At 46.1% G+C, this 22,125-nt stretch carries 18 protein-coding genes and 2 pseudogenes; 8 read left to right on the forward strand and 12 right to left on the reverse strand.

All coding sequences use genetic code 11. The features are described 5' to 3' along the window. The 3 genes from ACAN55_RS02095 to ACAN55_RS02105 form a co-directional block, all read right to left on the reverse strand. Positions 1-1,356, reverse strand: a complete 1,356-nt coding sequence (locus ACAN55_RS02095) for a sensor histidine kinase (RefSeq protein ID WP_379127366.1) — start codon at positions 1,354-1,356, stop codon at positions 1-3. Beyond that, the gene (locus tag ACAN55_RS02100) at positions 1,346-2,059 is read right to left on the reverse strand and encodes a response regulator transcription factor (RefSeq protein ID WP_379127368.1); all 714 of its coding nucleotides are present in this window, start codon (positions 2,057-2,059) and stop codon (positions 1,346-1,348) included. Before ACAN55_RS02100 ends, ACAN55_RS02095 begins: the two co-directional genes overlap by 11 nt. 71 nt (positions 2,060-2,130) lie before the next feature. Next, entirely contained in the window at positions 2,131-2,385 is a 255-nt protein-coding gene (locus tag ACAN55_RS02105) for an FAD/FMN-containing dehydrogenase (protein ID WP_379127371.1), read from the reverse strand. 193 nt (positions 2,386-2,578) lie between these two features. Here ACAN55_RS02105 and ACAN55_RS02110 point away from each other — a divergent pair, with 193 nt between their 5' ends. The 3 genes and pseudogenes from ACAN55_RS02110 to ACAN55_RS02120 form a co-directional block, all read left to right on the forward strand. Next, entirely contained in the window at positions 2,579-3,196 is a 618-nt protein-coding gene (locus tag ACAN55_RS02110) for a TetR/AcrR family transcriptional regulator (protein WP_379127374.1), read from the forward strand. A 33-nt stretch (positions 3,197-3,229) separates the two neighbouring features. Then, complete coding sequence (locus tag ACAN55_RS02115) at positions 3,230-5,620, forward strand: MMPL family transporter (protein WP_379127378.1); 2,391 nt, start codon at positions 3,230-3,232, stop codon at positions 5,618-5,620. Positions 5,621-5,769: 149 nt separating this feature from the next. After that, positions 5,770-5,937: pseudogene (locus tag ACAN55_RS02120) on the forward strand (TetR/AcrR family transcriptional regulator); the annotation flags it as partial. 786 nt (positions 5,938-6,723) lie between these two features. Here the strand turns inward: ACAN55_RS02120 and ACAN55_RS02125 are convergent. Next, positions 6,724-6,906, reverse strand: a pseudogene (locus tag ACAN55_RS02125) (ArsR/SmtB family transcription factor); the annotation flags it as partial. 173 nt (positions 6,907-7,079) lie between these two features. On the opposite strand from ACAN55_RS02125, the gene ACAN55_RS02130 reads away from it, so the two are divergent. Further along, a complete protein-coding gene (locus ACAN55_RS02130; RefSeq protein WP_379127381.1) occupies positions 7,080-8,576 on the forward strand; it encodes a glycoside hydrolase family 43 protein in 1,497 nt (498 codons plus the stop codon). A 127-nt stretch (positions 8,577-8,703) separates the two neighbouring features. Here ACAN55_RS02130 and ACAN55_RS02135 read toward each other — a convergent pair whose 3' ends face one another. From ACAN55_RS02135 to ACAN55_RS02170, 8 genes are all read right to left on the reverse strand, one after another. Next, positions 8,704-9,240 (reverse strand): GNAT family N-acetyltransferase, encoded by a 537-nt coding sequence (locus tag ACAN55_RS02135; protein ID WP_379127384.1) that lies wholly within the window; start codon positions 9,238-9,240, stop codon positions 8,704-8,706. Positions 9,241-9,278: 38 nt separating this feature from the next. Then, positions 9,279-9,587 (reverse strand): hypothetical protein, encoded by a 309-nt coding sequence (locus tag ACAN55_RS02140; protein ID WP_379127387.1) that lies wholly within the window; start codon positions 9,585-9,587, stop codon positions 9,279-9,281. 68 nt (positions 9,588-9,655) lie between these two features. Continuing rightward, positions 9,656-10,441 (reverse strand): DUF817 domain-containing protein, encoded by a 786-nt coding sequence (locus tag ACAN55_RS02145; RefSeq protein WP_379127390.1) that lies wholly within the window; start codon positions 10,439-10,441, stop codon positions 9,656-9,658. A gap of 2 nt (positions 10,442-10,443) precedes the next feature. Further along, positions 10,444-11,388, reverse strand: a complete 945-nt coding sequence (locus ACAN55_RS02150; protein ID WP_379127393.1) for an ABC transporter permease — start codon at positions 11,386-11,388, stop codon at positions 10,444-10,446. Beyond that, positions 11,381-12,310: an ABC transporter ATP-binding protein gene (locus ACAN55_RS02155; protein ID WP_379127395.1), complete on the reverse strand. Its 930-nt coding sequence runs from the start codon at positions 12,308-12,310 to the stop codon at positions 11,381-11,383. The genes ACAN55_RS02150 and ACAN55_RS02155 overlap by 8 nt, the downstream gene beginning before the upstream one ends. Before the next feature lie 241 nt (positions 12,311-12,551). Continuing rightward, positions 12,552-13,754 (reverse strand): Ger(x)C family spore germination protein, encoded by a 1,203-nt coding sequence (locus ACAN55_RS02160; protein ID WP_379127398.1) that lies wholly within the window; start codon positions 13,752-13,754, stop codon positions 12,552-12,554. Continuing rightward, positions 13,744-15,156: a spore germination protein gene (locus ACAN55_RS02165; protein WP_379127400.1), complete on the reverse strand. Its 1,413-nt coding sequence runs from the start codon at positions 15,154-15,156 to the stop codon at positions 13,744-13,746. The genes ACAN55_RS02160 and ACAN55_RS02165 overlap by 11 nt, the downstream gene beginning before the upstream one ends. Then, positions 15,153-16,247: a GerAB/ArcD/ProY family transporter gene (locus ACAN55_RS02170; protein WP_379127402.1), complete on the reverse strand. Its 1,095-nt coding sequence runs from the start codon at positions 16,245-16,247 to the stop codon at positions 15,153-15,155. The genes ACAN55_RS02165 and ACAN55_RS02170 overlap by 4 nt, the downstream gene beginning before the upstream one ends. Positions 16,248-16,777: 530 nt before the next feature. Here ACAN55_RS02170 and ACAN55_RS02175 point away from each other — a divergent pair. The 4 genes from ACAN55_RS02175 to ACAN55_RS02190 all read left to right on the forward strand — a co-directional run bounded on the left by ACAN55_RS02175 (position 16,778) and on the right by ACAN55_RS02190 (position 22,112). Continuing rightward, positions 16,778-18,568, forward strand: a complete 1,791-nt coding sequence (locus ACAN55_RS02175; protein ID WP_379127406.1) for a cache domain-containing sensor histidine kinase — start codon at positions 16,778-16,780, stop codon at positions 18,566-18,568. Beyond that, complete coding sequence (locus ACAN55_RS02180; RefSeq protein WP_379127409.1) at positions 18,561-20,120, forward strand: response regulator transcription factor; 1,560 nt, start codon at positions 18,561-18,563, stop codon at positions 20,118-20,120. The genes ACAN55_RS02175 and ACAN55_RS02180 overlap by 8 nt, the downstream gene beginning before the upstream one ends. A 123-nt stretch (positions 20,121-20,243) precedes the next feature. Then, the gene (locus tag ACAN55_RS02185; RefSeq protein WP_379127411.1) at positions 20,244-21,200 is read left to right on the forward strand and encodes an ABC transporter permease; all 957 of its coding nucleotides are present in this window, start codon (positions 20,244-20,246) and stop codon (positions 21,198-21,200) included. Positions 21,201-21,209: 9 nt separating this feature from the next. Further along, complete coding sequence (locus ACAN55_RS02190) at positions 21,210-22,112, forward strand: carbohydrate ABC transporter permease (RefSeq protein WP_379127414.1); 903 nt, start codon at positions 21,210-21,212, stop codon at positions 22,110-22,112. Positions 22,113-22,125 lie beyond the last annotated feature (13 nt).

Consider the following 22,125-nt stretch of genomic DNA (forward strand, 5'->3'; position numbering starts at 1 on the left):
TTAACGTATTATCGGAAGACGGACTCGAACGGTCGTCCCGGTATTTAACTCACTCTGTACTTGAATAGATCCTGCATGTGCATCAAGGATCGCTTTTACAATTGCAAGGCCTATGCCGGCACCACCTGTCTTCCGGTTTCTGGACTTGTCTCCCCGGTAGAACCGCTCAAAGATATAAGGAAGCTCATCTTCCGAGATCCCTTGCCCTGTATCTGAAATTGTGACAATCCCTTCGTTTGAATCTTTTGAAACTACAATATGGATGCTTCCTGTGTTGGTGTATTTAAATGCGTTGCTTAAAAGGTTAAGGAATACCTGATCCAACCGCACTCGATCTCCGGTGATCCATACTTCACTTTCACTTACTAAATTAAACGAAAGGTTTTTATGAACGAATTGACCGGACACAGTAATTAACGACTGCTGGACAATGCCGTGCAGGGATACCATTTCCTTCTTTAAATGAACCATCGGGTTCTCTGCAGCAGCCAAATTTTCCAGATCATTAATGAGTTGAACCAACCGCAGAACCTGGTCATGGCATACTACAAGTCTATCGGGTGTCGGTTCCCAAATCTCATCCTGAAATGCTTCCAAATGGCTTTGAATCGTCGTTATCGGCGTTCGTAATTCATGGGCTACATCGGCAGTCAATGTTTTTCTTAACTGATCCTGTTTCTCCATTCCTTCGGCCAAATGGTTAAGTGCAAGTCCGACCTCACGGATCTCACTATTCAGATTTGCAACCTCAATTCGGGAGGTGAGATCTCCTTCTTTCATTTTTGCAGCAATCTCTTTAATCCTGATCAGCGGCTGGCTAATACTGCTGGCGATGTACCTGCTGAACAGATACGTTCCAATGATTACAATCACAAGAGCTGCCCATAACAGCGTATTAAACATGCGCAAGAACTGCTGATTCAGGTTTTGGAACGTTTCGGTTGAAGCTTGAAATTCAATGGTTCCGAGCTGGTGATTATTTTTCACGAGGGTTTGTTGAATAGCAGCTTGCCGGTTCTTGAAATCCGAAGTCTGTCGCTGCATCCCCATTTGTGAAGTGTCCCATAATAAAAGGTGTTCATTGTTGTAAATACGAACAATATAATTACGTGCCATCGCTTGATGAGAAAGGAGCATCCACACATTAGGACTCCACTCTGATGTGGTTTCATCATAAGCGGCTATGAGTTCGTCATGAATACTCTGAACTTCTGCCTTCTGCTGGTTATTCTGATATTTATGAAATGAGAAGCTCATCACCAGATTTACAAGCAGTAGGATAGACAGTACAGCAGTGAGGGCTACACCTACATGGGATACAAGAAGCTTTCTGTTTAATCCACCTCTATTGTTCATCGGGACTCACCAAGAACTTGTAGCCTACACCGAAGACTGTACCAATGAATTCAGGTCGTCTCGGGTCTTCATTTATTTTTTGTCTAATGTTCTTGATATGTACATCAATGGTCCGCTCAAACCCTTCATAGCTATCGCCCTGAATAAGATTCACTAGTTCAAGCCGGGAGAAGACTCTTTTCGGGTGTTTGGCTAATACTTCTAACAGTTTAAACTCCATGGGTGTAAGAATGACGGATTCATTATGCATTTTTACTTCATAGCTTTCGATATTCATAATTAAGCTGCCTTTGGAGAATGACATTAATGACTTGTTAAGTCCTCCCTGATCGGGAGGTTGGGCTCTTCGCAATAAACTGATCACTCGGGCTAACAGTTCTCTGGGACTGAAAGGTTTTGTAATATAATCATCTGCTCCGATCATCAATCCGTTAACCATGTCATCCTCGCTGCTTTTGGCAGTCAGCATAAGAATGGGTACGCTGGACGTTTTTCGGATCATTCTACAGACCTCTTCGCCTGACATATCCGGAAGCATCAAATCCAGCACGATAAGATCGGGATTTAAAGATTCAAATAAATAAAGAGCACCTCGGCCCGTATCTGTCTCATATACAAGGAATTGGTTTTTTTCCAGGTACGCTTTAATAACTTGAACAATATGCTCTTCATCATCCACTACTAAGATTTTCATGAGCTTCATCACCATTCGGCTGTGATTTATGAAATGAGATAGACCCCATTTACATGAGGTCTCATCTTATCATGATCTGGTTAAAAGTTCATCATACCTTGAGAACTTTGCATCATTTGAGTCATACCAGCGCTTCCCTTTGCATTACAGTTGTCGTGCATCTGCTGAATCTCTTTTTCGGACAGATTGGGATGCATTTGCTTGGCATGTTGAAGCATCTTACCCACGGATCCACCACTGTTATTATCATTGTCCGCTGTTGCAGCATAAGCGCCTGCAGTTCCGATTCCCATAATCAGTATTATTGCTGTAATTCCAATCCACATTTTCTTCATTTGTATCTCCTCCTTATATGAACAGTTTAAAGAAGAGTTGTGAAGATCGAATGGGCAACTTGTTAAGAAGTGATGAAGATCTTATGGTCTTCTGGTGCCATGTATGATCTTGCCTTTTGTGCAATATTGCCCATTGGGCAATGAGTGTGATATTGTAAGTGAAGCCGAATATAATTACGGAGGTGAACTTAACATGATTAATAGACCAAGTCTGCGGGAAATGAAAAAAGAAGCGACGGCTAGTGCCTTGTCCGAAATCGCATTTCAGCTTACGATCGAACGCGGATTAGAAGGTTTTGTCGTTGAGGATATTGTGCAGCGCGCTGGCTATTCCCGGCGGACATTCGCCAACCATTTCTCCTGCAAGGAAGAAGCTGTTGCAATGGCAGCCTATCCCTATCATGGCATAGAAGAATTTTTCGAATTGCTCCAACATATGCCCGATTCCACGTCGCCGGTCGAAGCCATGTATCAATTCGTGAAGATGCAGCTGGCTGAACAATCGCTAAAAAGGATGCGCCATCTTTATAAGCTTTGTAAGGAGTATAAAGCCCTCGAGCCATACACGCTAAGCGTGTTCCACAGCATGCAGAAAAAAGGCCAGGAAATGTTAACCACTTTATACCGGGATACGCATTCGCCCCAATACACTTATCTTCTTATGGGCGCGATCTTCTCCACAATCGAATCCGTGCTGGACGGAACGCTGCAGGTTCTCCTTCCCGGCCAAGACAAGGAAGAAGCACCCGGGGCTCTTTCGTTCGACGACTATTTAGACACGACATTTAGCTACTTAAGAAATGGATTCTAACAATTAGCAACATAAAGGAGAGATAACCTCGCTATGTCCAAATTATTGTACAAAATAGGTAAATCCGCATATAACAAACCTTGGGCCTTCATACTAGGCTGGGTTCTTATCATTGGCATCGTTATTGCGATGCTCGGAATTAACGGCATGAGTGTCAGCTCAGAGATGAAGATCGAAGGCACCGAATCACAGAAGGTACTCGACAAGCTCGCACAGGATCTTCCGGAAGCGTCCGGCGGTCAAGCAAGCGTATTGTTTAAGGCTCCCGAGGGAGAACGTCTCGACACACCCGAACGAATAGGGACGATTACAGCAGCGGTTAACAAGGTATATAACCTTGATTACATCATCAATCCCGCGGAGCTGGCAGCCGCCGCTGGTGCCACTCTGGCTGACCAAAGCGGGCAAGGGGCTGCTCAAGGTGATCCTACAGCGGGGGCCGGAAGCGCTCAAGGAACGGATGCAGCTGCCGCAGGCACGGTAAGTCCGACTCCTGCCGAAATGCCTCCTTACATGCCGCTCATGGTGAACGGTATGCCTGTCCCCGGTGTATTGATTGCTACCGATGGCAGTATTGCGTTGTTCCAATTCCAATTCACTGTTCAGCAGAACTCATTGCCTTCTGGTGTAACGGACTCCGTTGTGAAAGCCGTAACCGAAACGGTGGACGGCAGCGGGATGACTGCCCTTCCAAGTGACTCTCTAAAAGAGGTCGAACTTCCGATCGGCGTTAACGAGGTGTTCGGCTTGATCCTCGCGGCTGTTGTCCTAATCATGACACTTGGTTCGCTTGTTGCCGCCGGCTTGCCGATTGTGACTGCTCTGTTCGGTGTCGGGATCGGTGTGGGTGGCGCGTTCGCCTTCTCGAACTTCGTTACCATGACATCATTCACACCTGTCTTAGCCCTTATGATCGGGCTAGCAGTCGGCATTGATTACTCGCTATTTATCGTTAACCGTCAGCGCCGTCTTATCTTCGACCAAGGTCTAACGGCGCGTGAGGCTGCGAGTCGGGCCGTTGGCACTGCGGGAAGTGCAGTATTCTTCGCGGGACTTACAGTCATTATTGCTCTGTGCGGCCTGCTCGTCATCGGTATATCCTTCTTAAGTATGATGGCGATCGTTGCATCGGTCACGGTATTCCTCAGCGTACTTATCGCGCTTACTCTGCTGCCGGCACTGCTGGGATTGGTGGGAGAGCGGATCTGCTCCGCGAGAGCACGCGAGAAGAACCGCTCCAAAGTCCAATCACATGGTATCGCGGATCGCTGGGTGAAAGGCATCGTCAAACTTCGCTGGCTGGTTATCATCGTAGTTATTGTCATTCTAGGCACGGCAGCCATTCCGGCGGCGAAGATGGAGCTTGGCATCCCTTCGGGTTCCAGCGCGAATCTGGATACGTCAGCACGGCAGAGTTATGATGCGATCTCTGCCGGTTTCGGAGAAGGCTTTAACGGCCCTCTGCTTATCGTTGCAGAGGCCAATGATCCATCAGGAAGTATCGCACCTGAAGCGCTGGGTGGAATTACACAGGGCATTCAGCAGCTCAAGAACGTATCCGTGGTATCGCCTGTTGGCATGAACAAAGATGGAAATATCGCTATTTTAAGCCTTATCCCGAAAACTGGACCTACGGATACCGCAACAAAGGATCTGGTCCAGGAGCTTCGGGCTGCAGATTTGGCTATCGCTCAGAACTTTAATGTGACGCTTGGCGTGACAGGGTTCACCGCAATCAACATTGACATGTCGTCCAGGCTGGCAGAAGCATTCCCGATCTACATCGGGATCATTGTCATCCTCTCGCTGATCATATTAATGCTCGTCTTCCGTTCGATTCTCGTTCCGGTTAAAGCAACACTGGGTTTCTTGCTAAGCATACTTGCCACGTTCGGCATAACGACCGCCGTGTTCCAATGGGGCTGGGCTAGCGAACTGTTCGGCGTTGATACGGGCGGTCCGCTACTGAGCTTCATTCCGATCCTTGTCACAGGTATTCTGTATGGACTCGCGATGGACTATCAAGTATTTCTTGTCTCTTCCATGCGCGAATCTTACGTTCATGGACATAAAGGCAGAGACAGTGTTATTCACGGATACGATCAGGCCAGCCGCGTCGTAGTTGCAGCTGCCGTAATCATGGTCGCCGTCTTCGCAGGTTTTGTCCTCTCGCACGACATCATGATCAAACAAATCGGTTTTGCGCTCGCACTTGGCATTCTGATTGATGCGTTCTTCGTCCGCATGGCCTTCGTCCCGGCTGTTATGGCCCTCTTCGGCGACAAAGCCTGGTGGCTGCCACAGTGGCTCGACCGCTTATTGCCGAACCTGGACGTCGAAGGCGACAAGCTTATCGCCGAGCTTAACGCAAAGAATGACGAGGAAATCGGAAAAGTCGTTAAAGTAGCTTCGAAGTCACATTAATCTAATGGGACACGAGAAGTAGTTTCATAGGTTGAGTACTAAAAAAAGCGTTGTTTTGTTGCCAAGAGCAACAGAACAACGCTTTTTTTATTTTTGAAGGTGTTCCTTAAATTATTAGCCAATTTCGTTTGTAGAGAACTCCAGTACAATTGCATCCGGTCCAATCTAAAGCCTTCCCCCTTGGGAGAAGAATCCTCAAAACTCAGGAAGCCTTAAAGACAGCAGTGATTGAACGGATGACTGAGAAGAGTTTTGACGATATGACCATTCAGGATCTTTCAGATAAAGCTAACGTCAGCCGTGGAACGATATACCTTCGTTAGTGTCAAACGCTGCATATCGAACAATTGGCCGCTCAGCCTGCTTATAACTCATGTCTTGTCGCTAAGATATACCCTGATCACAATATCCTGGTCGTGATTGCCGAATCCGGAGCCATAGAGCGTTAATCCCCCGATGTTAACCGCCTGCTCGTCAACCGAGAAACGAAGCGTCCAGAACGGTTCTTCCAGCTTGACCTCTCTGATGGTCACATCCGACATTCGCTCACCGTCTATACATGTTCCGAGTGCGTCAATGCGGATCGTCTTCAATAATCCGTATTGATTCACGTTTCGATGCCACCAGTCCGGGGTATACTTACCACGCGCAGCTCTTCCGAAATCGGCAGGACTTGTCCAGGTTCCCAGGGTAATGCCATTAAAGGTGAACCTTATATCCGAAGGCCAATGGTCCCGGAGGCCTGGCGCTTCAGAAGCAATTTCCATCGAAATTTCGATAGCGTCGGCGGGTTGACCGGCGGGCATATAATTAGGGGTTTTATATTCAACATATCCCCTCCCAAACCATAGGATGGAAGCTTGAACCCGCTCAGGATCAAGAAAGTAGCGCGGGTCGTCCCAAACCCCAATTTCCTTCTCACGCGTTCCCAGTCCGCAGGTAGGATGAACTTCAAAAGCAGTATAATGACCGACAGAAATGGTCTGCTCCCGCACCCTCGCAGAGTGGCCGGAAGTTGGCAGCTCGATTTCGATTCTTTTTTGAGTAAGGTAACACATCTTGTGCGTCCCTCCATTTAACCGTACTCTACGGCTTCCAATTAATCCGGCTACTTCCAGCTTGCGGATATGCATGGTAACAATGGACGGGCTAAGTTCTAACGCAGACGCAATCTCCTTCACATTCATTTCGTTATCGGCAATAAGGTTCATGATTCTCCATCGGACCTCGCTTGCCAACGCCTCATATAGTGACATGAATTTAGGTTCCCCGTTTGCTTTGATCATGACTAAGATCTCCTGACTCTACTTGTTGAAATCATATCTATATTAATTTAATGGATTTAGCATGAACCTTCAACTGTGTTCTATTGCAAGGCTGTTAGCTATGATGTTTAATTTTTGTAGAAGCCAATCATAATGAATTCTTATTGATGTAAATTTACAGATGAGGTGGACAAATGAAATACAATAATCCTGTCATTAAGGGTTTTTATCCAGACCCAAGTGTGTGCAAAGTGGACGACACCTATTACCTCGTCTGCAGCTCCTTTCAGTATTTCCCCGGTGTTCCAATTTTCGAGAGTAAAGACCTGATCAATTGGACCCAAATCGGTCATTGCTTAACCCGAAAAAGCCAAGTACAGCTCGAGACTGTAAGCAGCTCGGGAGGTGTCTTCGCACCCACACTGCGTTACATCAACGGCAGATTCTACATGACGACCACGAATGATACGACTCACCAGAATTTCTACGTCTGGACTGATGATATTTACAGCGAGTGGTCTGAACCAATCTACGTTGATCAAGGGGGAATTGACCCAGATTTATATTTTGAAGAAGATAAAACGTATTTCATGAGCAAAGGGATTGATGACTATGGCAAGAGTGGTATTGTCCAGTGTGAACTCGAAATTGAAACCGGACTCAAGCTCACGCCCAGCCGTTACATATGGCAAGGAACAGGCGGACGCTATTTGGAAAGCCCTCATTTATATAAAATAAACGGACGTTATTACCTGCTCGCAGCAGAGGGCGGAACGGAATATGGACATATGGTCACTTATGCACGGGGAGATTCTCCGTCCGGCCCGTTCGAACCCTATTCGAACAATCCCGTACTGACCAATCGTAATTTGGGCGGTTATGAACTGCAAGGGGTTGGTCATAGTGACCTGGTTCAAGACCATGAGGGGAACTGGTGGCTTGTACATCTAGGGTTCCGTCAGATCGGACAGTGGCTGACCTATCACCACTTGGGCCGCGAAGTGTTCCTGACTCCGGTTACCTTTGACGAGGACGGCTGGTTTACTGCAGGCCATCAAGGTACCGTTCTGATGAGTTTCGAGACCGACCGAATCGCAGACACGATCATACAAGAGGATAAAAAGGTCATTACTTTTGAAAATACAGATTGGACACTGGACTGGTGTTATCTTCGTCATCCGGCGGTAGATCACTATCAGTTAGAATCCGATAAGGTTAAGCTTATAGGCACAGGTGTAACACTGGATGCTCCGGCATCTCCAACATTTATCGGCATTCGTCAACAAGACTTCAACGCGGTAATTTCATGTGAAATCAGCCTTACCAGTGGTGAAGCAGGTATCACTCTCTATATGGATGAGAACCACCATTATGATTTGGCATTGCGCCAGCATCAAGGTGGATACGAGGTCATTGAGCGACTTAACATCGGGGATATTAAATCCATTGAACACACTGTAGACTTGGGCAATAATAATCATGCCTTCTTAGTTATTAAGTCTACCCCTACTCACTATCACTTCTATGTTCAGATGGAAAGTACCGAAACACTACTCGGAGCCGGACAATCGCGATATCTATCCTCAGAAGTAGCAGGTGGATTTACTGGTGTACTTATCGGTTTGTATGCTACTGGAGACAGCCCTGATTATAATGCAGAGTTCACACGATTCAAGTGTGAGTATTTGTAGACTAGATAATTAAACAGCGACTCGCTTCCGATTCTCTACCGGACAGAGTCGCTGTTTCTTTTAGCGTCCCTTACTATTGCTGAGGGTTTCTCCTTTGGTACTGAGATGTTATTAACTATAACTACATTCATTCTGCGGGATTAATGATGGCAAGAACCTGATGATCCTCCCACACCCCGTTGATCTTCACGTTGCTTCGGGCAATGCCCTCTTTGTGGAAGCCCGCATTCTCAAGTACAGAAATCGAACCTGCATTCCGGGGAGAGGCTTCTCCTGTGATCCGGTGAAATTTCAGCGTATCAAAGGCATAGCTGACCACCTGTTTCACAGCTTCCGTCATATAGCCTCTGCCATTATACTCGCGATCTAGACTATATCCGATCATACAGCTCTGAAGAGGTCCCCGTACGACAAAAGAAAGTCCTACTGCACCAATAATCCGCTCGTCCGCTATATGGCATATTACGAAGTCATATCTCCGGTCCTCTTCCCTGTCAGCCTTGCTCTTCATAATCGATTGGAGCTGGTGCTCTTCCGTATAGAACTCTTCCGCGGTGTTTGGTGAGAATTCCTTGAAAAATTCCCGGTTACGCCTGTACATTGCTGTTAATTCTTGGACATCCGCTTCCTCCGGAAACCTTATGTGCACTCGCTTCTCTGCCATCTGTATCCTCTCCACATCATCCATGCGTTCTTAGCGTGTTACCCTTCTATTATATCCGCCCGCAGATCCGTTGCAATTTCAATCATTTTGGGAACTACAGCCTCAACTGTAATGGCTACATACAAATCCCCCATATAAAGCCGGAAAGGGATATCCACGTCCCCATGCTTCCACATAAAAAAGTCCCCATCAATGGACATGGTGCTTTCGGGTCCCTTAACGGTGAATACCTGTGAGTAGGTAAAATCGGGTTTAGATGCAAAGTAATCTTTGCACTCTTCTAAGGATATGATCGGTTCCATACTATGTTCTTGCATCGATCGGGTGATACGAAAACGCTGACTCATTGATATGCCTCCACGATTGTTGTTATGTTCTTGCCACTCTTGTATTCTACCTCATAATCTGGACTGGTTCATCTATCTTTCGCTACCCGGCTGCCTTTAACATGTTTAAGCTGTGCGACAATAATGACGCTGATGATGACCAGCAGGAACCATGAGCTGATCTTACCGAAGCCCACCAACTTCCAGGCTTGATACTGGTCAGGGTACTTCCAGGCACTAAAAAAGGTGGCAATATTTTCGGCTAACCAAATGAAAAAACCTACAATGAAAAAGGCCAGTGTCAAGGGCATCCGATAGGTAATGGTCCGTACCCGGTAGATGATCCATGTTCTCCAGAAGACAACGAGCACAAGAGCTGTCAGCCACCAACGGAAATCTGGGATGAAATGGTGTGTAAAAAAGTTCAGATAGATGGCCCCTCCAAGCAGTCCAGCAGCAGCCAGCCCCGGCCAGCCAGTTATGTCCATCTTCAATCTGCGCCATACCTGACACATATAGCTTGCGACGCTTGCATACATAAATCCGCTGTAGAGCGGTACTCCGAATACCTTTGTAAGTCCGGGTTCAGGGTATGACCACGATCCCATCCTAACTTTATAGATTTCGAGGAATAAACCAATAATATGAAATACACAAATCACTTTAATCTCATCAAGTGTCTCAAGTCCACTGCGGTACATCAGGAACTGCACAGTTAGTAGAATGATAAGAATGGCATCATAACGATAACCGAAAGGCACCTCAATTACCTTGGAAAGAGCTAATGTTACAAAGATCGCAATAGGAAATATGCAGCTCAACGCTTGATGATAGCCAAAATACAGTAATTGTAAATATGATTTTGATGACGGCATCTTTAGGCCGCCACGTCTCTTTGTGTGAACATTAGCCAGGAAATCATATTGAACACTAGGAAATATACAGCGAGTACTCCAATGGAGAAGGACAATGTCATTCCTTCCTTGAAGGGGTTTCCGTCCAGGTACTGGGTTAAATCGGTATTGGCGAACAACGTGTATTTGCTCCATTCATAACGCGCCAGCAACTCCAGTAGAATATTACCCGCAAAGAGAGTCCCGATTGAAACCCCGATCGCCATAGCACTGCTGCGGAATGCAGACGAGATCATAAAGGCCATGGTTACGTACATTATCGTGGACACGCCGTTCAGCATATAAGTCTTCCACAGATTAAGCATCATATTGTTCTCGATGATTTGCCCTTCCCCCGTCATGCTGACCAAAGGGAGATCCAAGTGTCCGAAGCCATACAAGATACCATTCACCACTACAGATACAACAAACAAGATGAGCAGCAGCAGCAAGCCAAATATCAGCAAGGAGAGATACTTGGATACCAGGATCTTGACCCGGTTAGCCGGACGGATCAGAAGCAGCTTGATCGTACCCGTCGAAAATTCGCCTGCCAGACTGTCTCCTGCAATGATAATAGTGAAAATACTAATGATAATTGTCAAAGTCGCCGAACCGTTAACGCCTTCCCATAACGTGCCTTCCGTAGTACGGATATTCTCCTTCAAATGATAATCGGCAACGGCAACCTGCTGCTGGTAGAACGCTCGGGTCTCTTCATCCAGATTGGTCTTCTTCAGAGTTTCGCTCCATTGCTGTTTCTCCTGCAGCAGTTCTGCCCGCCAACTATCGCCTTTCGCATTTTTGCCGTCAGAATGCCAGTCCATAATATTCGCCAAAAGCACAAAAGCGATCATCAGACCGATCATAATCCATGTTCTCACCCGCCGGTAGATTTTCATGTTCTCATTAAGGACAAGATTAACCAACCTGTCCACCCCCTGTCATTTGCAAAAAGCGATCCTCTAGCGACTGGCGTTGCAGCTGTACTCCATAGATGCGGATATCATTGCGCATCAAGGCCGCCAGAATATCCGGAATTCTATCCCGTTCGGTTATCAGTTCCATTCCGTCCAATGCAGCCTTGGCTTCAAGAACACCTTCCATATTCTCTACAATCGCCAGAGCGGATTCAAGCGGCTCCACTTCCATCAGGAAGGTCTGGGCGCGTTCGTCCGAATCGATGAAATCGCGGATCGGTTTCACTTCGAGCAGTTTGCCCTGCTGCAGAATCGCGACCCGGTCGCACATTAGCTCCATCTCGGACAGCAGGTGACTGGAGACGATAACGGTAATCCCTTCACTCTGCGTCAGCATCCGCAAGTAATCACGCAGCTCACGAATTCCCGCCGGGTCAAGTCCGTTCGTCGGTTCATCAAGAATCAGCAGTGATGGACGGTGCAGCAGCGCCTGAGCGACACCCAGACGTTGACGCATACCTAGCGAGTACTTCTTAACTTTGTCGTGAATGCGGTTCTCCAGTTTGACCAGTGAGACCACTTCATCAATTCGTTCTTTGGTCACTCCCGGCACCATGCGGGCGTAATGAATTAGGTTATGATAGCCGCTCAGATACTTATACATTTCCGGGTTTTCCACAATGGCGCCGATGTGGCAGATGGCTTGTTCGAACTCCGTTTTGATATCTTTCCCTTTGATCAGTATCTGACCTTTGGTGGTTGACATCAGTCCGACGATCATGCGTATTGTAGTTGTTTTACCGGCCCCGTTCGGGCCTAGAAAGCCAAAAATTTCACCTCGCGGAACATCAAACGTAAGATCGTCAATGATGGTAGTCCGGCCGACCCGCTTGGTCACATTCCGCAAGCTGATAATGGGTTCATTGTTCATATTTTTTCCTCACTTTATTTTTTGTAATTTTGATTCTAACATTTAATTTATTGTTTAACAATAAATTAATATCAATTAATAGAATATATATATTGTTAAAATTAAAAATTCATAAAAAAACCGCGCTGAGCGCGGATTCCAATAAATATGTCCTTCGACAATTTCCTGAGCGATATTTTTGTCCTGCTCCTGGCTATAAATATACAACTTTTATCAAAAAGAACAGACGCTGCACTGATGACTAGTCTCCACCATCCTTTAACCTCCTAGTCTTCAAGTCCGATCGGGAGATGGAGATTCTGCTGGACACCTCAATTTTTGCTTCTGCGAAATGAGCGTTCCAATCTTTCTTCACGGTCTTATACTGGGGGTAATGATGACGGTTCAGATAATCACCGAATCCAAATATATCCACACCCAACTCTTTTTGTACCCGCTTAATTATGGCTTTCACCTGTTCGTTCAGGTAATTAGCCTCTATATGCTCAAGTTCCCTAAACCCGGCTGCAGTATCCAGCGGCAAGTCTGTATCAATACTGCTCACATGACCTTCCCCTTCAATGTTTAACTTTACGTTAGGACGTCCGTCTTTAAGTGTTACTTTCATGGCTGTGTGCATCGGGAACATCCTAATGGTTGCGATACCTTGATTAGAATGAACTGGAACTGCAAAACTTGTTCCTTTGATTTCGTCACTAATCAGATTTACTAATCTGGTATCGGGCACCGAGATATAACCGATAAGCTTATCTTCTTTGAATACTGCTGAACCTGCACATTTGACGATCGCTTTGGGTGAAGATGAAGTTACGTTTTTGCTTTTCTCACTTTTCTTAACATCACCTTGCACCGAAATCGCAGCCAGAACCGGCTCTCTCCCTACATTCAAGATTGCATTTGTATAGTTGTATAACGTACTCTTCGGAGTGCCGCCCCAAGAACGATAGAAGTGATTGTTCTGCATTCGAAGCTTCCAGCTCGCATACTGTCCGCTGGGATACATAATCTTTAGTACGTCCGATGCGCGTGAATCCTTGGCGATCAGTAGCAAAACGTCTTCGCGCACAAAGCGGGATCGCTGAAGGACATCAATAATCTGATTCAATCCTTCTCGTGCAATGCTTTCATCCACGATAACCATATGAATATGAGAGTATATAATTCTCCGTTCAACGATCTCGTTCATACGGGAAGAAACCTCGCTTACTGATTTCCCCTCCATGGCATACAATAAAGTAGCTGGTCCTCCACTACCGCTTTGTACACGTTGCGCTTCAGTAGGATTCAACACTTCCAGGGTGAGCTTAAACTTTCCGTTCTTTCCGGGCTCTATGGCTATTCCGGTTAACATGGAGGATTGATTCATTTCCACCCAGTCCCAGCAACCGCTTAGAAGCAGACACAAGAGAGTTGTCATCATCAGAAGTAAACCTCTACGCAGCATTTCGCTCCCCCTTTTTCGCGAGTCTCGTTAGACTTGGGGTTAGATAAGGTATCCCGAACAGTTCAATGCGTGACAAGTGAATCAACAGAACCGAACACGCAAGGAAGACGCCAAACAAACCCAGGATGGAGCCGAGTATGATGAACCCATAGCGGAATATACGAATTCTTGCACCAAAGCTGTATATCGGTGACACAAAACCTGATATCACCGTTAACGAAACGACGATTAAGCTCACATTGGATACGAAACCTGCTAAAACAGCTGCCTGTCCGAGCACGAGCGCGCCTGCAATTGAGATGGATTGTCCGATAATACGCGGCATCCGGGTTCCTGCTTCACGCAGGATTTCAAACGTAATCTCAAGCATCAGAACTTCAAAGACCACCGGAAATGGAATTCCTTGCCGCTGAGCAGCAATACTTGTGAGCAGCATAGTCGGTATCAACTCTTGATGATAACAAGTAATTGAGATGTAGACCGCTGGCATGCACAGTGAGATTAGTAACGATAAATAGCGCAGGTACCTGATAAATACACCGAACGTGAACCATTGGTAGATATCCTCAGGTGATCTAAAGTAATCATTAAATAACGCTGGAATCATCAGTACAAACGGGCTGCCTTCTACGATAATAGCTACACGCTTATCCATTAGACCATTACAAATATTATCTGGCCTTTCACTAGCATAAACCATTGGAAATATTGAAAGTTTTTGGGGTTGGAACAGGGAATCAAGGCTGCTGGAAGCGAAAAGAATATCCATTTTACTGTTCAGAATTTTTTCGCGGATTTGATTCAAGACGTCTTTCTCCACCAGAGCATCCACATAGGAGAGGTAAATGACTGTCTTTGTAATCTCACCAAGCTCATATTTCTCGAAACGAAGATGGGGGTTCTGAATCTTCCTCCGAATTAAACTGATATTGGTCTCCGATGATTCCGTGAATCCATCCTTAGGGCCTATGGCTACACTTTGCGTTGTTGGTTCAGAGACCGTACGCGTTTCGATATCCTTGACATCAATCATTAATACTTCTGGCATTCCGGCGATATACAAAGCGGCATAACCTTTTATCACTAGGTTCGCTAAATAGGCAAAATCATTCGATGTCTCCGTGTTTAAACCCACCAAATAATGCTCTCGAATTCGATCAATCCACTGCTCCTTACCCGGTGTGTCCAAGGGGCTGCCTGCAAGGGTGAGTGGTTTTATTACATTATCCATCAGGAAAGCAGTATTCGTCATGGAAGTTAAATAGCTAAAAACGCCCTCCTCCCCAAAAATCCTTATCGCTACGGATGCTAAATCAGACGTTGCTCCCAACCGCCGCTCGATTTCTGCTTTTACGGACTCCATGTTAATCTCAGTACTTGGCTTAGTTGTATCCGTAGTCATCGTTCTTCTCCTTTCAGCTTATGAATCCAGACAAGAAGCAGTGTCACTACCGGGATTGCCAGCTGCATCGGTATGTGCAGCCAGAAGATGACATATTTTAATCCTTCCTCAATGTGTTCGCCATAATTATTCGAAACCAAGATGGAATAACCGCCAATAAGGATTGCACAGGGCAGCGTGAACTTTTTATAGCTTCGCTTAAACACATATGCGGCTCCCTTCGTGCCAGCGTATAGAAAGATCGAACATTTTAACAGAACACTAAAAAAGATAATGAACGCCACCAATGCATCCATTCGAGTAATGAAGTCGGCAATATTGATTTGCCGTGATGCATCTAATAATGCAAAGACCGAGAAGTGCATGATCTCCTTCCCAAGTGTACAAATCTGCAGGAGGGTGGAGAAGGTTAACATGATACCACTGCAAATCATCGAGGCTAATCCCAGTGTCCGAAATCGGTGCGGGCTTCCCATTCCATTCAGAAACACAAGAAATACGATAATTTCTCCATAAGGAAACCAAATTGTGCTTTTCCATGTAGCTCTGAGATCAGGCATAATCCCTTTCGTGAGTAGCGGGAGGATTCGTTCTGTATCGAGTGATCCGCTGAACCCGAGAAGTACGGCTAGCAGGAGAAAGAAAAAAATAACCATACCCGATATCGGTAGGGCAATACGGCCGATCGTTGACAGTCCGCCGGATGTAGCATAGGCAATAACTAAACAAAACAGTAGAATGAGTAACTCCTCAGGTGTATTCGCAAGAAGCGTTGTCTTGACTAACTCAATCATGTCGCGAATGTTCCGGGAGGCAATATAAAGGAAATAGACGGAATACCCCAATATAAGACACGAGCCTAGGAATCGCCCCCATGTCTTATAAAGCAAAGAATAGAGGTCCGTGCTCTTCCCGGCCGTTAACAAGTACGTATAAAACAAGAATAAAGCACTTGAAGGAATAAGTGTGATGAGGTCAACAATCCATGTATCCTCAACCAACCTTGGTGTGCCGAATATAATCGAGGTGCCCAGCAGAAAGACGAACAATATTGTAAATGAATGCAGGGGTTGAAGGCGGTTAATCTTCATCACTCTCTCAGCCCCTTTTTATCGATAGCCTGGTGGCTAAACGCTTCATTAAAGTGGTGTTCTTCAAGTCGGTCCACCCTGCCGTAAAGAGAGCAGCCCCAAGAAACCAACCAACGGAAGAATTTGTAGGGAGGGAATACAGCTGATACAAGGAGGATGAGAACGAGATATGATACACTAGTGTGTCCAGTAACACCAGTAAGCTTGTCCCCATGAATGCTAGAATAATAATGCCAAGTGTAATCATTGCAGGTTCCCCCTGTTCTCTTGAGTTATTGTTAATGTGTACATTTAAACCCATAAATATGTAGTTCGATGACCGTAAAATAACAGGCTGAATCTTTGATTTCATTCTTCGCAACCTCTGGAGGGTAGTAAATGATCTTTACCCCTTGCTCCTGATGTCAAATGCGTCAAAACTCCATAACTGAAGACAATAAAAGCATAAAGAATTACATATAATGGATCAGGAATTAACAGTATACTCTCTTGTAAGCGCTAACAAAACCTTCGTGGAGGCGGTTTAATTCGTGTATACACGTATCATAACCTTGATGAACAATCTGAAGTTAAGGACAAAGCTCTTCCTCTCCTTTGGTTGTGTCGCCCTGATTCCGGTGCTCATTGTAGGTGTATTTCTGACCAGTGAACTGCGAAATATGGCACTGAGGAATGCGTTGGAGCAGATTACAGCCAATGTAGACCGGGTGAAAAAAAGGACCGGCGAGATGCTGAATGTTCCGCTGGACATTTCATACCGATTGTCGAATGACAGTCGTCTGGAGGAAGCCGCCAACCACCGTTATGAATCGGTCTATGATGTTGTCGAGGCTTATTGGGACTACCCTGACTTCCGCGAATTTGTCTTTCTGTATGACGAAATATCTAGCATCCGCCTGTACATCGACAACCCGACGATTCTTGATAACTGGGAGTTCCTTCAGGCAGATCCGGTAATTACGCAGGAGCAATGGTACCAAACCGCTATCGCTCAGAAGGGCCTGGTCTGCTGGAATTATATCCGCGATAACCGCAACGGCAAGTATTATCTTAGCTTGATCCGTAAGGTTGATTTTCTGGAGCAGCGGACTACCGGCGTGCTGATTGTGAATGTGAATACCGATAAACTTAACTCCATTCTGAATCAGGAGACCTTTGAAACGATAATTGTTGATGAGAACGATAATATCGTAGCCTCCAACCGTGCGGACACACTTGGGAAGACACTCGTTGAAATCAACTTAAAACCGTATTCTACCCTCGTTGGGCAAGGGCCTACTGATGTTATGATTGACGGCAAACCCTCTAAAATCCTAATTGATGACTGGCATCCTGGAGGCAGTCTGAACAGCTTGCGGATCATCTCTATCTTCTCCGTGGATAGTATCGTCGGGGAGCCAAACCGGATTATCCTGTTGGCTTCATTGGTGATCTTCTCTGCACTCATCATGGCCATCCTGCTCATCTATTATTTCTCGCGGCTGCTCACAGGACGCATGCTGCAACTAAGTAAGCATATCTCCAAAGTCGGTTCCGGAAATTTAGGAGCTACGCTAGTTATCGACGGTAAAGACGAAATTGGTCAGCTAGCGAGGCAGTTCAATCATATGGTACGGAACATCAACGAACTCATGAGTGAGGTACAGGAATCCAACCGGCAAAAGAACGCCATCGAGCTGAAGCAGAATGAGATTAAATTCAAAATGATGGCTAGTCAGATCAACCCCCATTTCCTGTTCAATGCTCTGGAATCGATACGGATGAAAGCCCATATTAGAGGCCAGGCGGACATTTCCCAAGTCGTAAGGCTTCTCGGTAAAATGATGCGGAAAAATCTGGAGGTCGGCAATGGAATGATCGCGCTTCAAAGTGAACTGGAGACCGTCAACTGCTATCTGGTCATCCAGAAATTCCGTTATGACGACAGACTTGCTTATGAATTGTATGTGGACCCTCAGGCAAATCAGATACAGATTCCTCCCCTTATCATTCAGCCTCTGGTGGAGAACTGTGTAATCCATGGACTTGAGAACCGGATCGATGGCGGTATGGTCAGGGTGGATATCCGCGTCGACAATGACCAGCTTCTTGTGCAGGTATCCGACAATGGAGCCGGGATCTCAGAGGCGCGGATTCAAGAAATCAGGCAGATGCTGGCAAACAAAGATGACTACGAGACCAATAATATCGGAATGCGCAATATTCATGTGCGGCTTCAACTGACTTACGGCCAGGAATGTGGACTAACGCTGGCAAGCCAGGCCGGATTTGGAACGCAGATTAGCTTCGCCATCCCTTTAAGGAGTGATTCTTATGTATAAAGTATTAATTGTGGATGATGAATTGTCGATTCGCGAGGGACTCGTAACACTGCTGGACTGGGAAAGCCTTGGCTACCAGGTTATTGACACGGCATCCAACGCCCTAGAAGCCAAGCATAAATATGAGCTTTATACTCCCGATCTGATGATTGTGGATATCCGTATGCCCGGACGAGATGGTCTGGAGCTTATACATGAACTGAGAGAGACGAATGAGGATATGCATATCATTATTCTCAGTGGTTACGCTGATTTTAGTTATGCCAAACGTGCCCTCGCCTATGGTATCGATAACTTTTTACTCAAGCCGGTGGATGAAGATGAATTGCAATTATATCTATCCCGTCTGTCCACTGAACTGAACGCACGTGTTGCCGATCGTAAGAAACATGCTGCCGTTAAAGTTTGGAGCCGGGAAATGCTAGTGCAATCTCTGCTCATGGACAAGAGCACTCAGGCAACTCCAGGACTTGAAGGATCGCTGCTCGAATCCGGTCTGCTCTGGGATACCTATCAGGTGGTCTTGATCCGGCTGCTGCTTCAGGACAATGCGGATAACGGACCCTCGACGGCTGTGAAGGCTAAGCTTACACAGAGTTTTGAAGATCAGAGCTGGGGAATTGTCTTTTCCATGGATTCATATTTGGGCGTACTTCTACAGCCTTCTTTCCAGAAGGAACTTATTCGTAAATTAATGGTTCAGAATATCCGGGAAACGGTAAGTGCCCAAGGACTGGAATGTATCATCGCTGCGGGCGACATGGTGGAGAGCCTGGATGAACTCTCGATCTCCCATCAATCGGCTTTGGAACGAATGAAGGATCATTTCTTTTATGATGAGACGGGGATGATAGGACCGGATTCCTTGAAGCTGAAGAAAGGACTTCCAGCCCAGCCCATGTTCGTAGAGAGTAAACTTTCGGCGGTGGTAGATCAGCTGTATTTTGCGATGGATATTGGGAATTGCACCGTTATTCCTTCACTCATCCAGGAAGCTGGAGATATTATGACTACCGCCGGTTTATCCGAGCTGGCTGTTAAATCCTCTTATGTACGCACAGTAACTTTATTGGTCAATAAACTCTCTCTCCAATATAAGGAGCTCAGCCTCACCCACACGGGGATGGATGCTCAAATCCAGCAAATCTACAAACACACCTCGCTTCCCCAATTGCAGCGTTACATCATCCATCTACTGGAACAATATTCAAAGGGGATTATCCGTGATGATATGGATGTTTTGATCAAACGTATGCTTGATCTGATTCATCGTCATTACGACGAGAACCTGAAACTTGATACTCTAGCCAGTGTCTTCACGTACAGCAGCGCTTATCTAGGCAAGCTTTTCAAGAACAATACAGGCCTCTCTTTTAACAGCTATCTGGATAAAGTACGTATAGAGAAGGCCAAAGAGCTGCTCGATCATGGCTGTAAAATACATCAGGCGGCCAGTGAGGTAGGTTTTTGTGATGTAGATTATTTTCGTGAGAAGTTCAAAAAAATGGAGGGCATCTCCCCCTCCGCCTACCGCAGAAAAGAGCTTTCATAATTGATTTTTTCAGAAAGCGCTTACGTAAAAAGCTGATTCCCCCCTGTTTTTTAACTAAAATCCTCAGGTGTTTCCAGTTTTGTCTGGCGATTATTATAAAAGCATATCGAAGGAGGGACATAAATGAAAGCGATTACCACCAAAGTGAAGCCGGAGCTAAAGACACCACCCTCACGTTTTTGGCCAACTTTCTTACAGCAGAAGTACCTCTATATGATGGCGATTCCTTTTGTGCTCTGGGCGTTTGTATTTAATTATCTGCCTTTGTGGGGATGGACGATGGCCTTTCAGAAATACAAGCCGGGCAAATCTTTTTTCGAGCAGAAATGGGTTGGCCTGAAGTACTTCCGGGAGCTGTTCCATGACGATCAATTCTTCAATGCGCTGCGTAACACCCTTGCGATGAGTATTATGGGCCTGCTGGCTGGATTCATCATTCCCATTCTCTTCGCCATCCTTCTGAATGAGCTGCGGTTGCAGATCTTGAAACGTTTTGTACAGACGGTCTCTTATCTCCCCCACTTTGTATCTTGGGTGGTTGCCGCAGGAATCATTACCAAAATGCTATCTACTGACAATGGCGCAGTGAACGATCTGCTGCTGAACCTCCATCTTATTAGTGAACCCATTCAATTCATGGCCAAAGGCAACCTGTTCTGGGGTATCGTTACCGCATCAGATGTCTGGAAAGAAACCGGCTGGAACACGATTATTTATCTCGCCGCCATCTCGGGCATCGGGCCGGAGCTGTACGAAGCAGCTAAAGTGGACGGCGCCAGCCGGCTGCAGCAGGTACGGAACATTACACTACCGGGGATCCGGACTACGATAATTATCCTGCTCATCATTTCCATCGGGCATTTAATCAGTATCGGGTTCGAGAAGCAGTTCCTGCTGGGCAACAATCTGGTGCGCGACTACTCGCAGACGCTGGATCTATATGCACTGAATTACGGGCTGGGCATGGGACGGTTCTCCTTTGGTACAGCCATTAACATCTTCAACTCTGTAGTGAGCGTCATTCTGTTATTTGTCGCAAATGGTATTTTCAAAAAAATAACAAAGGAAAGCATCATTTAGGAGGCCCCTATGCTGATTAAAAAACTGGCCGCCACATCCTGGTCGGACCGTATCTTCGATGTGGTTGTTTATGCTGCGATCACAGTGGTCACCATTGCCACGTTGTATCCTTTTTTGAACGTGCTGGCGATTTCGTTTAACGATTCTACGGACAGTATCAAGGGTGGAATTACGATCTACCCCCGCGATTTTACTTTTAAGAACTATGAAACCATCTTCGCTTTTTCGGGTCTGCTGACAGGGCTCAAGATCTCCATACTGCGTACGGTCATCGGCACCATCCTTGGACTGATCAGTGCCTCCATGCTTGCGTTCACTCTGAGCCGTGTGGAGTTTCAAGCCCGTAAGTTCGTCTCTACATTTCTCGCACTGACGATGTATGTCTCAGGCGGACTGATTCCTGTCTACATTCTGATTAAAAATCTGCATATGATGGGGACCTTCGGTGTGTACGTCCTTCCCAGTCTGGTGAGCGCATTTAATGTATTCGTTATTCGTTCTTTCATCGACGGGCTGCCGTATGCCTTGCAGGAATCTGCCAAGCTGGACGGAGCCAATGACTTCACCATTTATTGGCGGATCATACTCCCGCTGACCAAACCGGCACTTGCAACCATCGCCCTGTTCCTGGCCGTCGGGCAGTGGAATGCCTGGTTTGACACCTTCCTCTACAACGGCTCCAAGGATAGTCTGACCACCTTGCAGTTTGAACTGATGAAGGTTATCCAGAGCACAACAACCAATGCAGATAATTTCCGCGGACGGAATATGACCGAGGTCATGGCTCAGATCTCCCCGGAATCGGTCAAAATGGCGATTACCATTGTCGTCACAGTACCTATTCTGATCGTCTATCCATTTTTGCAGCGCTACTTTGTCAAAGGCATGACCTTGGGTTCGGTTAAAAACTAGTCCAGTTCCGGTA

This window comes from Paenibacillus oryziterrae (assembly GCF_042610485.1).
Classification (GTDB): Bacteria; Bacillota; Bacilli; order Paenibacillales; family Paenibacillaceae; genus Paenibacillus_AQ.

Bases quoted from the DNA above. Each gene is read 5' to 3' on its own strand.
- ACAN55_RS02160 (WP_379127398.1), bottom strand. From the start codon at position 13,754: ATGCTGCGTAGAGGTTTACTTCTGATGATGACAACTCTCTTGTGTCTG.
- ACAN55_RS02185 (WP_379127411.1), top strand. From the start codon at position 20,244: ATGAAAGCGATTACCACCAAAGTGAAGCCGGAGCTAAAGACACCACCC.
- ACAN55_RS02100 (WP_379127368.1), bottom strand. From the start codon at position 2,059: ATGAAGCTCATGAAAATCTTAGTAGTGGATGATGAAGAGCATATTGTT.
- ACAN55_RS02130 (WP_379127381.1), top strand. From the start codon at position 7,080: ATGAAATACAATAATCCTGTCATTAAGGGTTTTTATCCAGACCCAAGT.
- ACAN55_RS02165 (WP_379127400.1), bottom strand. From the start codon at position 15,156: ATGACTACGGATACAACTAAGCCAAGTACTGAGATTAACATGGAGTCC.
- ACAN55_RS02105 (WP_379127371.1), bottom strand. From the start codon at position 2,385: ATGAAGAAAATGTGGATTGGAATTACAGCAATAATACTGATTATGGGA.
- ACAN55_RS02135 (WP_379127384.1), bottom strand. From the start codon at position 9,240: ATGGCAGAGAAGCGAGTGCACATAAGGTTTCCGGAGGAAGCGGATGTC.
- ACAN55_RS02095 (WP_379127366.1), bottom strand. From the start codon at position 1,356: ATGAACAATAGAGGTGGATTAAACAGAAAGCTTCTTGTATCCCATGTA.
- ACAN55_RS02110 (WP_379127374.1), top strand. From the start codon at position 2,579: ATGATTAATAGACCAAGTCTGCGGGAAATGAAAAAAGAAGCGACGGCT.
- ACAN55_RS02115 (WP_379127378.1), top strand. From the start codon at position 3,230: ATGTCCAAATTATTGTACAAAATAGGTAAATCCGCATATAACAAACCT.
- ACAN55_RS02190 (WP_379127414.1), top strand. From the start codon at position 21,210: ATGCTGATTAAAAAACTGGCCGCCACATCCTGGTCGGACCGTATCTTC.
- ACAN55_RS02170 (WP_379127402.1), bottom strand. From the start codon at position 16,247: ATGAAGATTAACCGCCTTCAACCCCTGCATTCATTTACAATATTGTTC.
- ACAN55_RS02140 (WP_379127387.1), bottom strand. From the start codon at position 9,587: ATGAGTCAGCGTTTTCGTATCACCCGATCGATGCAAGAACATAGTATG.
- ACAN55_RS02180 (WP_379127409.1), top strand. From the start codon at position 18,561: ATGTATAAAGTATTAATTGTGGATGATGAATTGTCGATTCGCGAGGGA.
- ACAN55_RS02145 (WP_379127390.1), bottom strand. From the start codon at position 10,441: ATGCCGTCATCAAAATCATATTTACAATTACTGTATTTTGGCTATCAT.
- ACAN55_RS02155 (WP_379127395.1), bottom strand. From the start codon at position 12,310: ATGAACAATGAACCCATTATCAGCTTGCGGAATGTGACCAAGCGGGTC.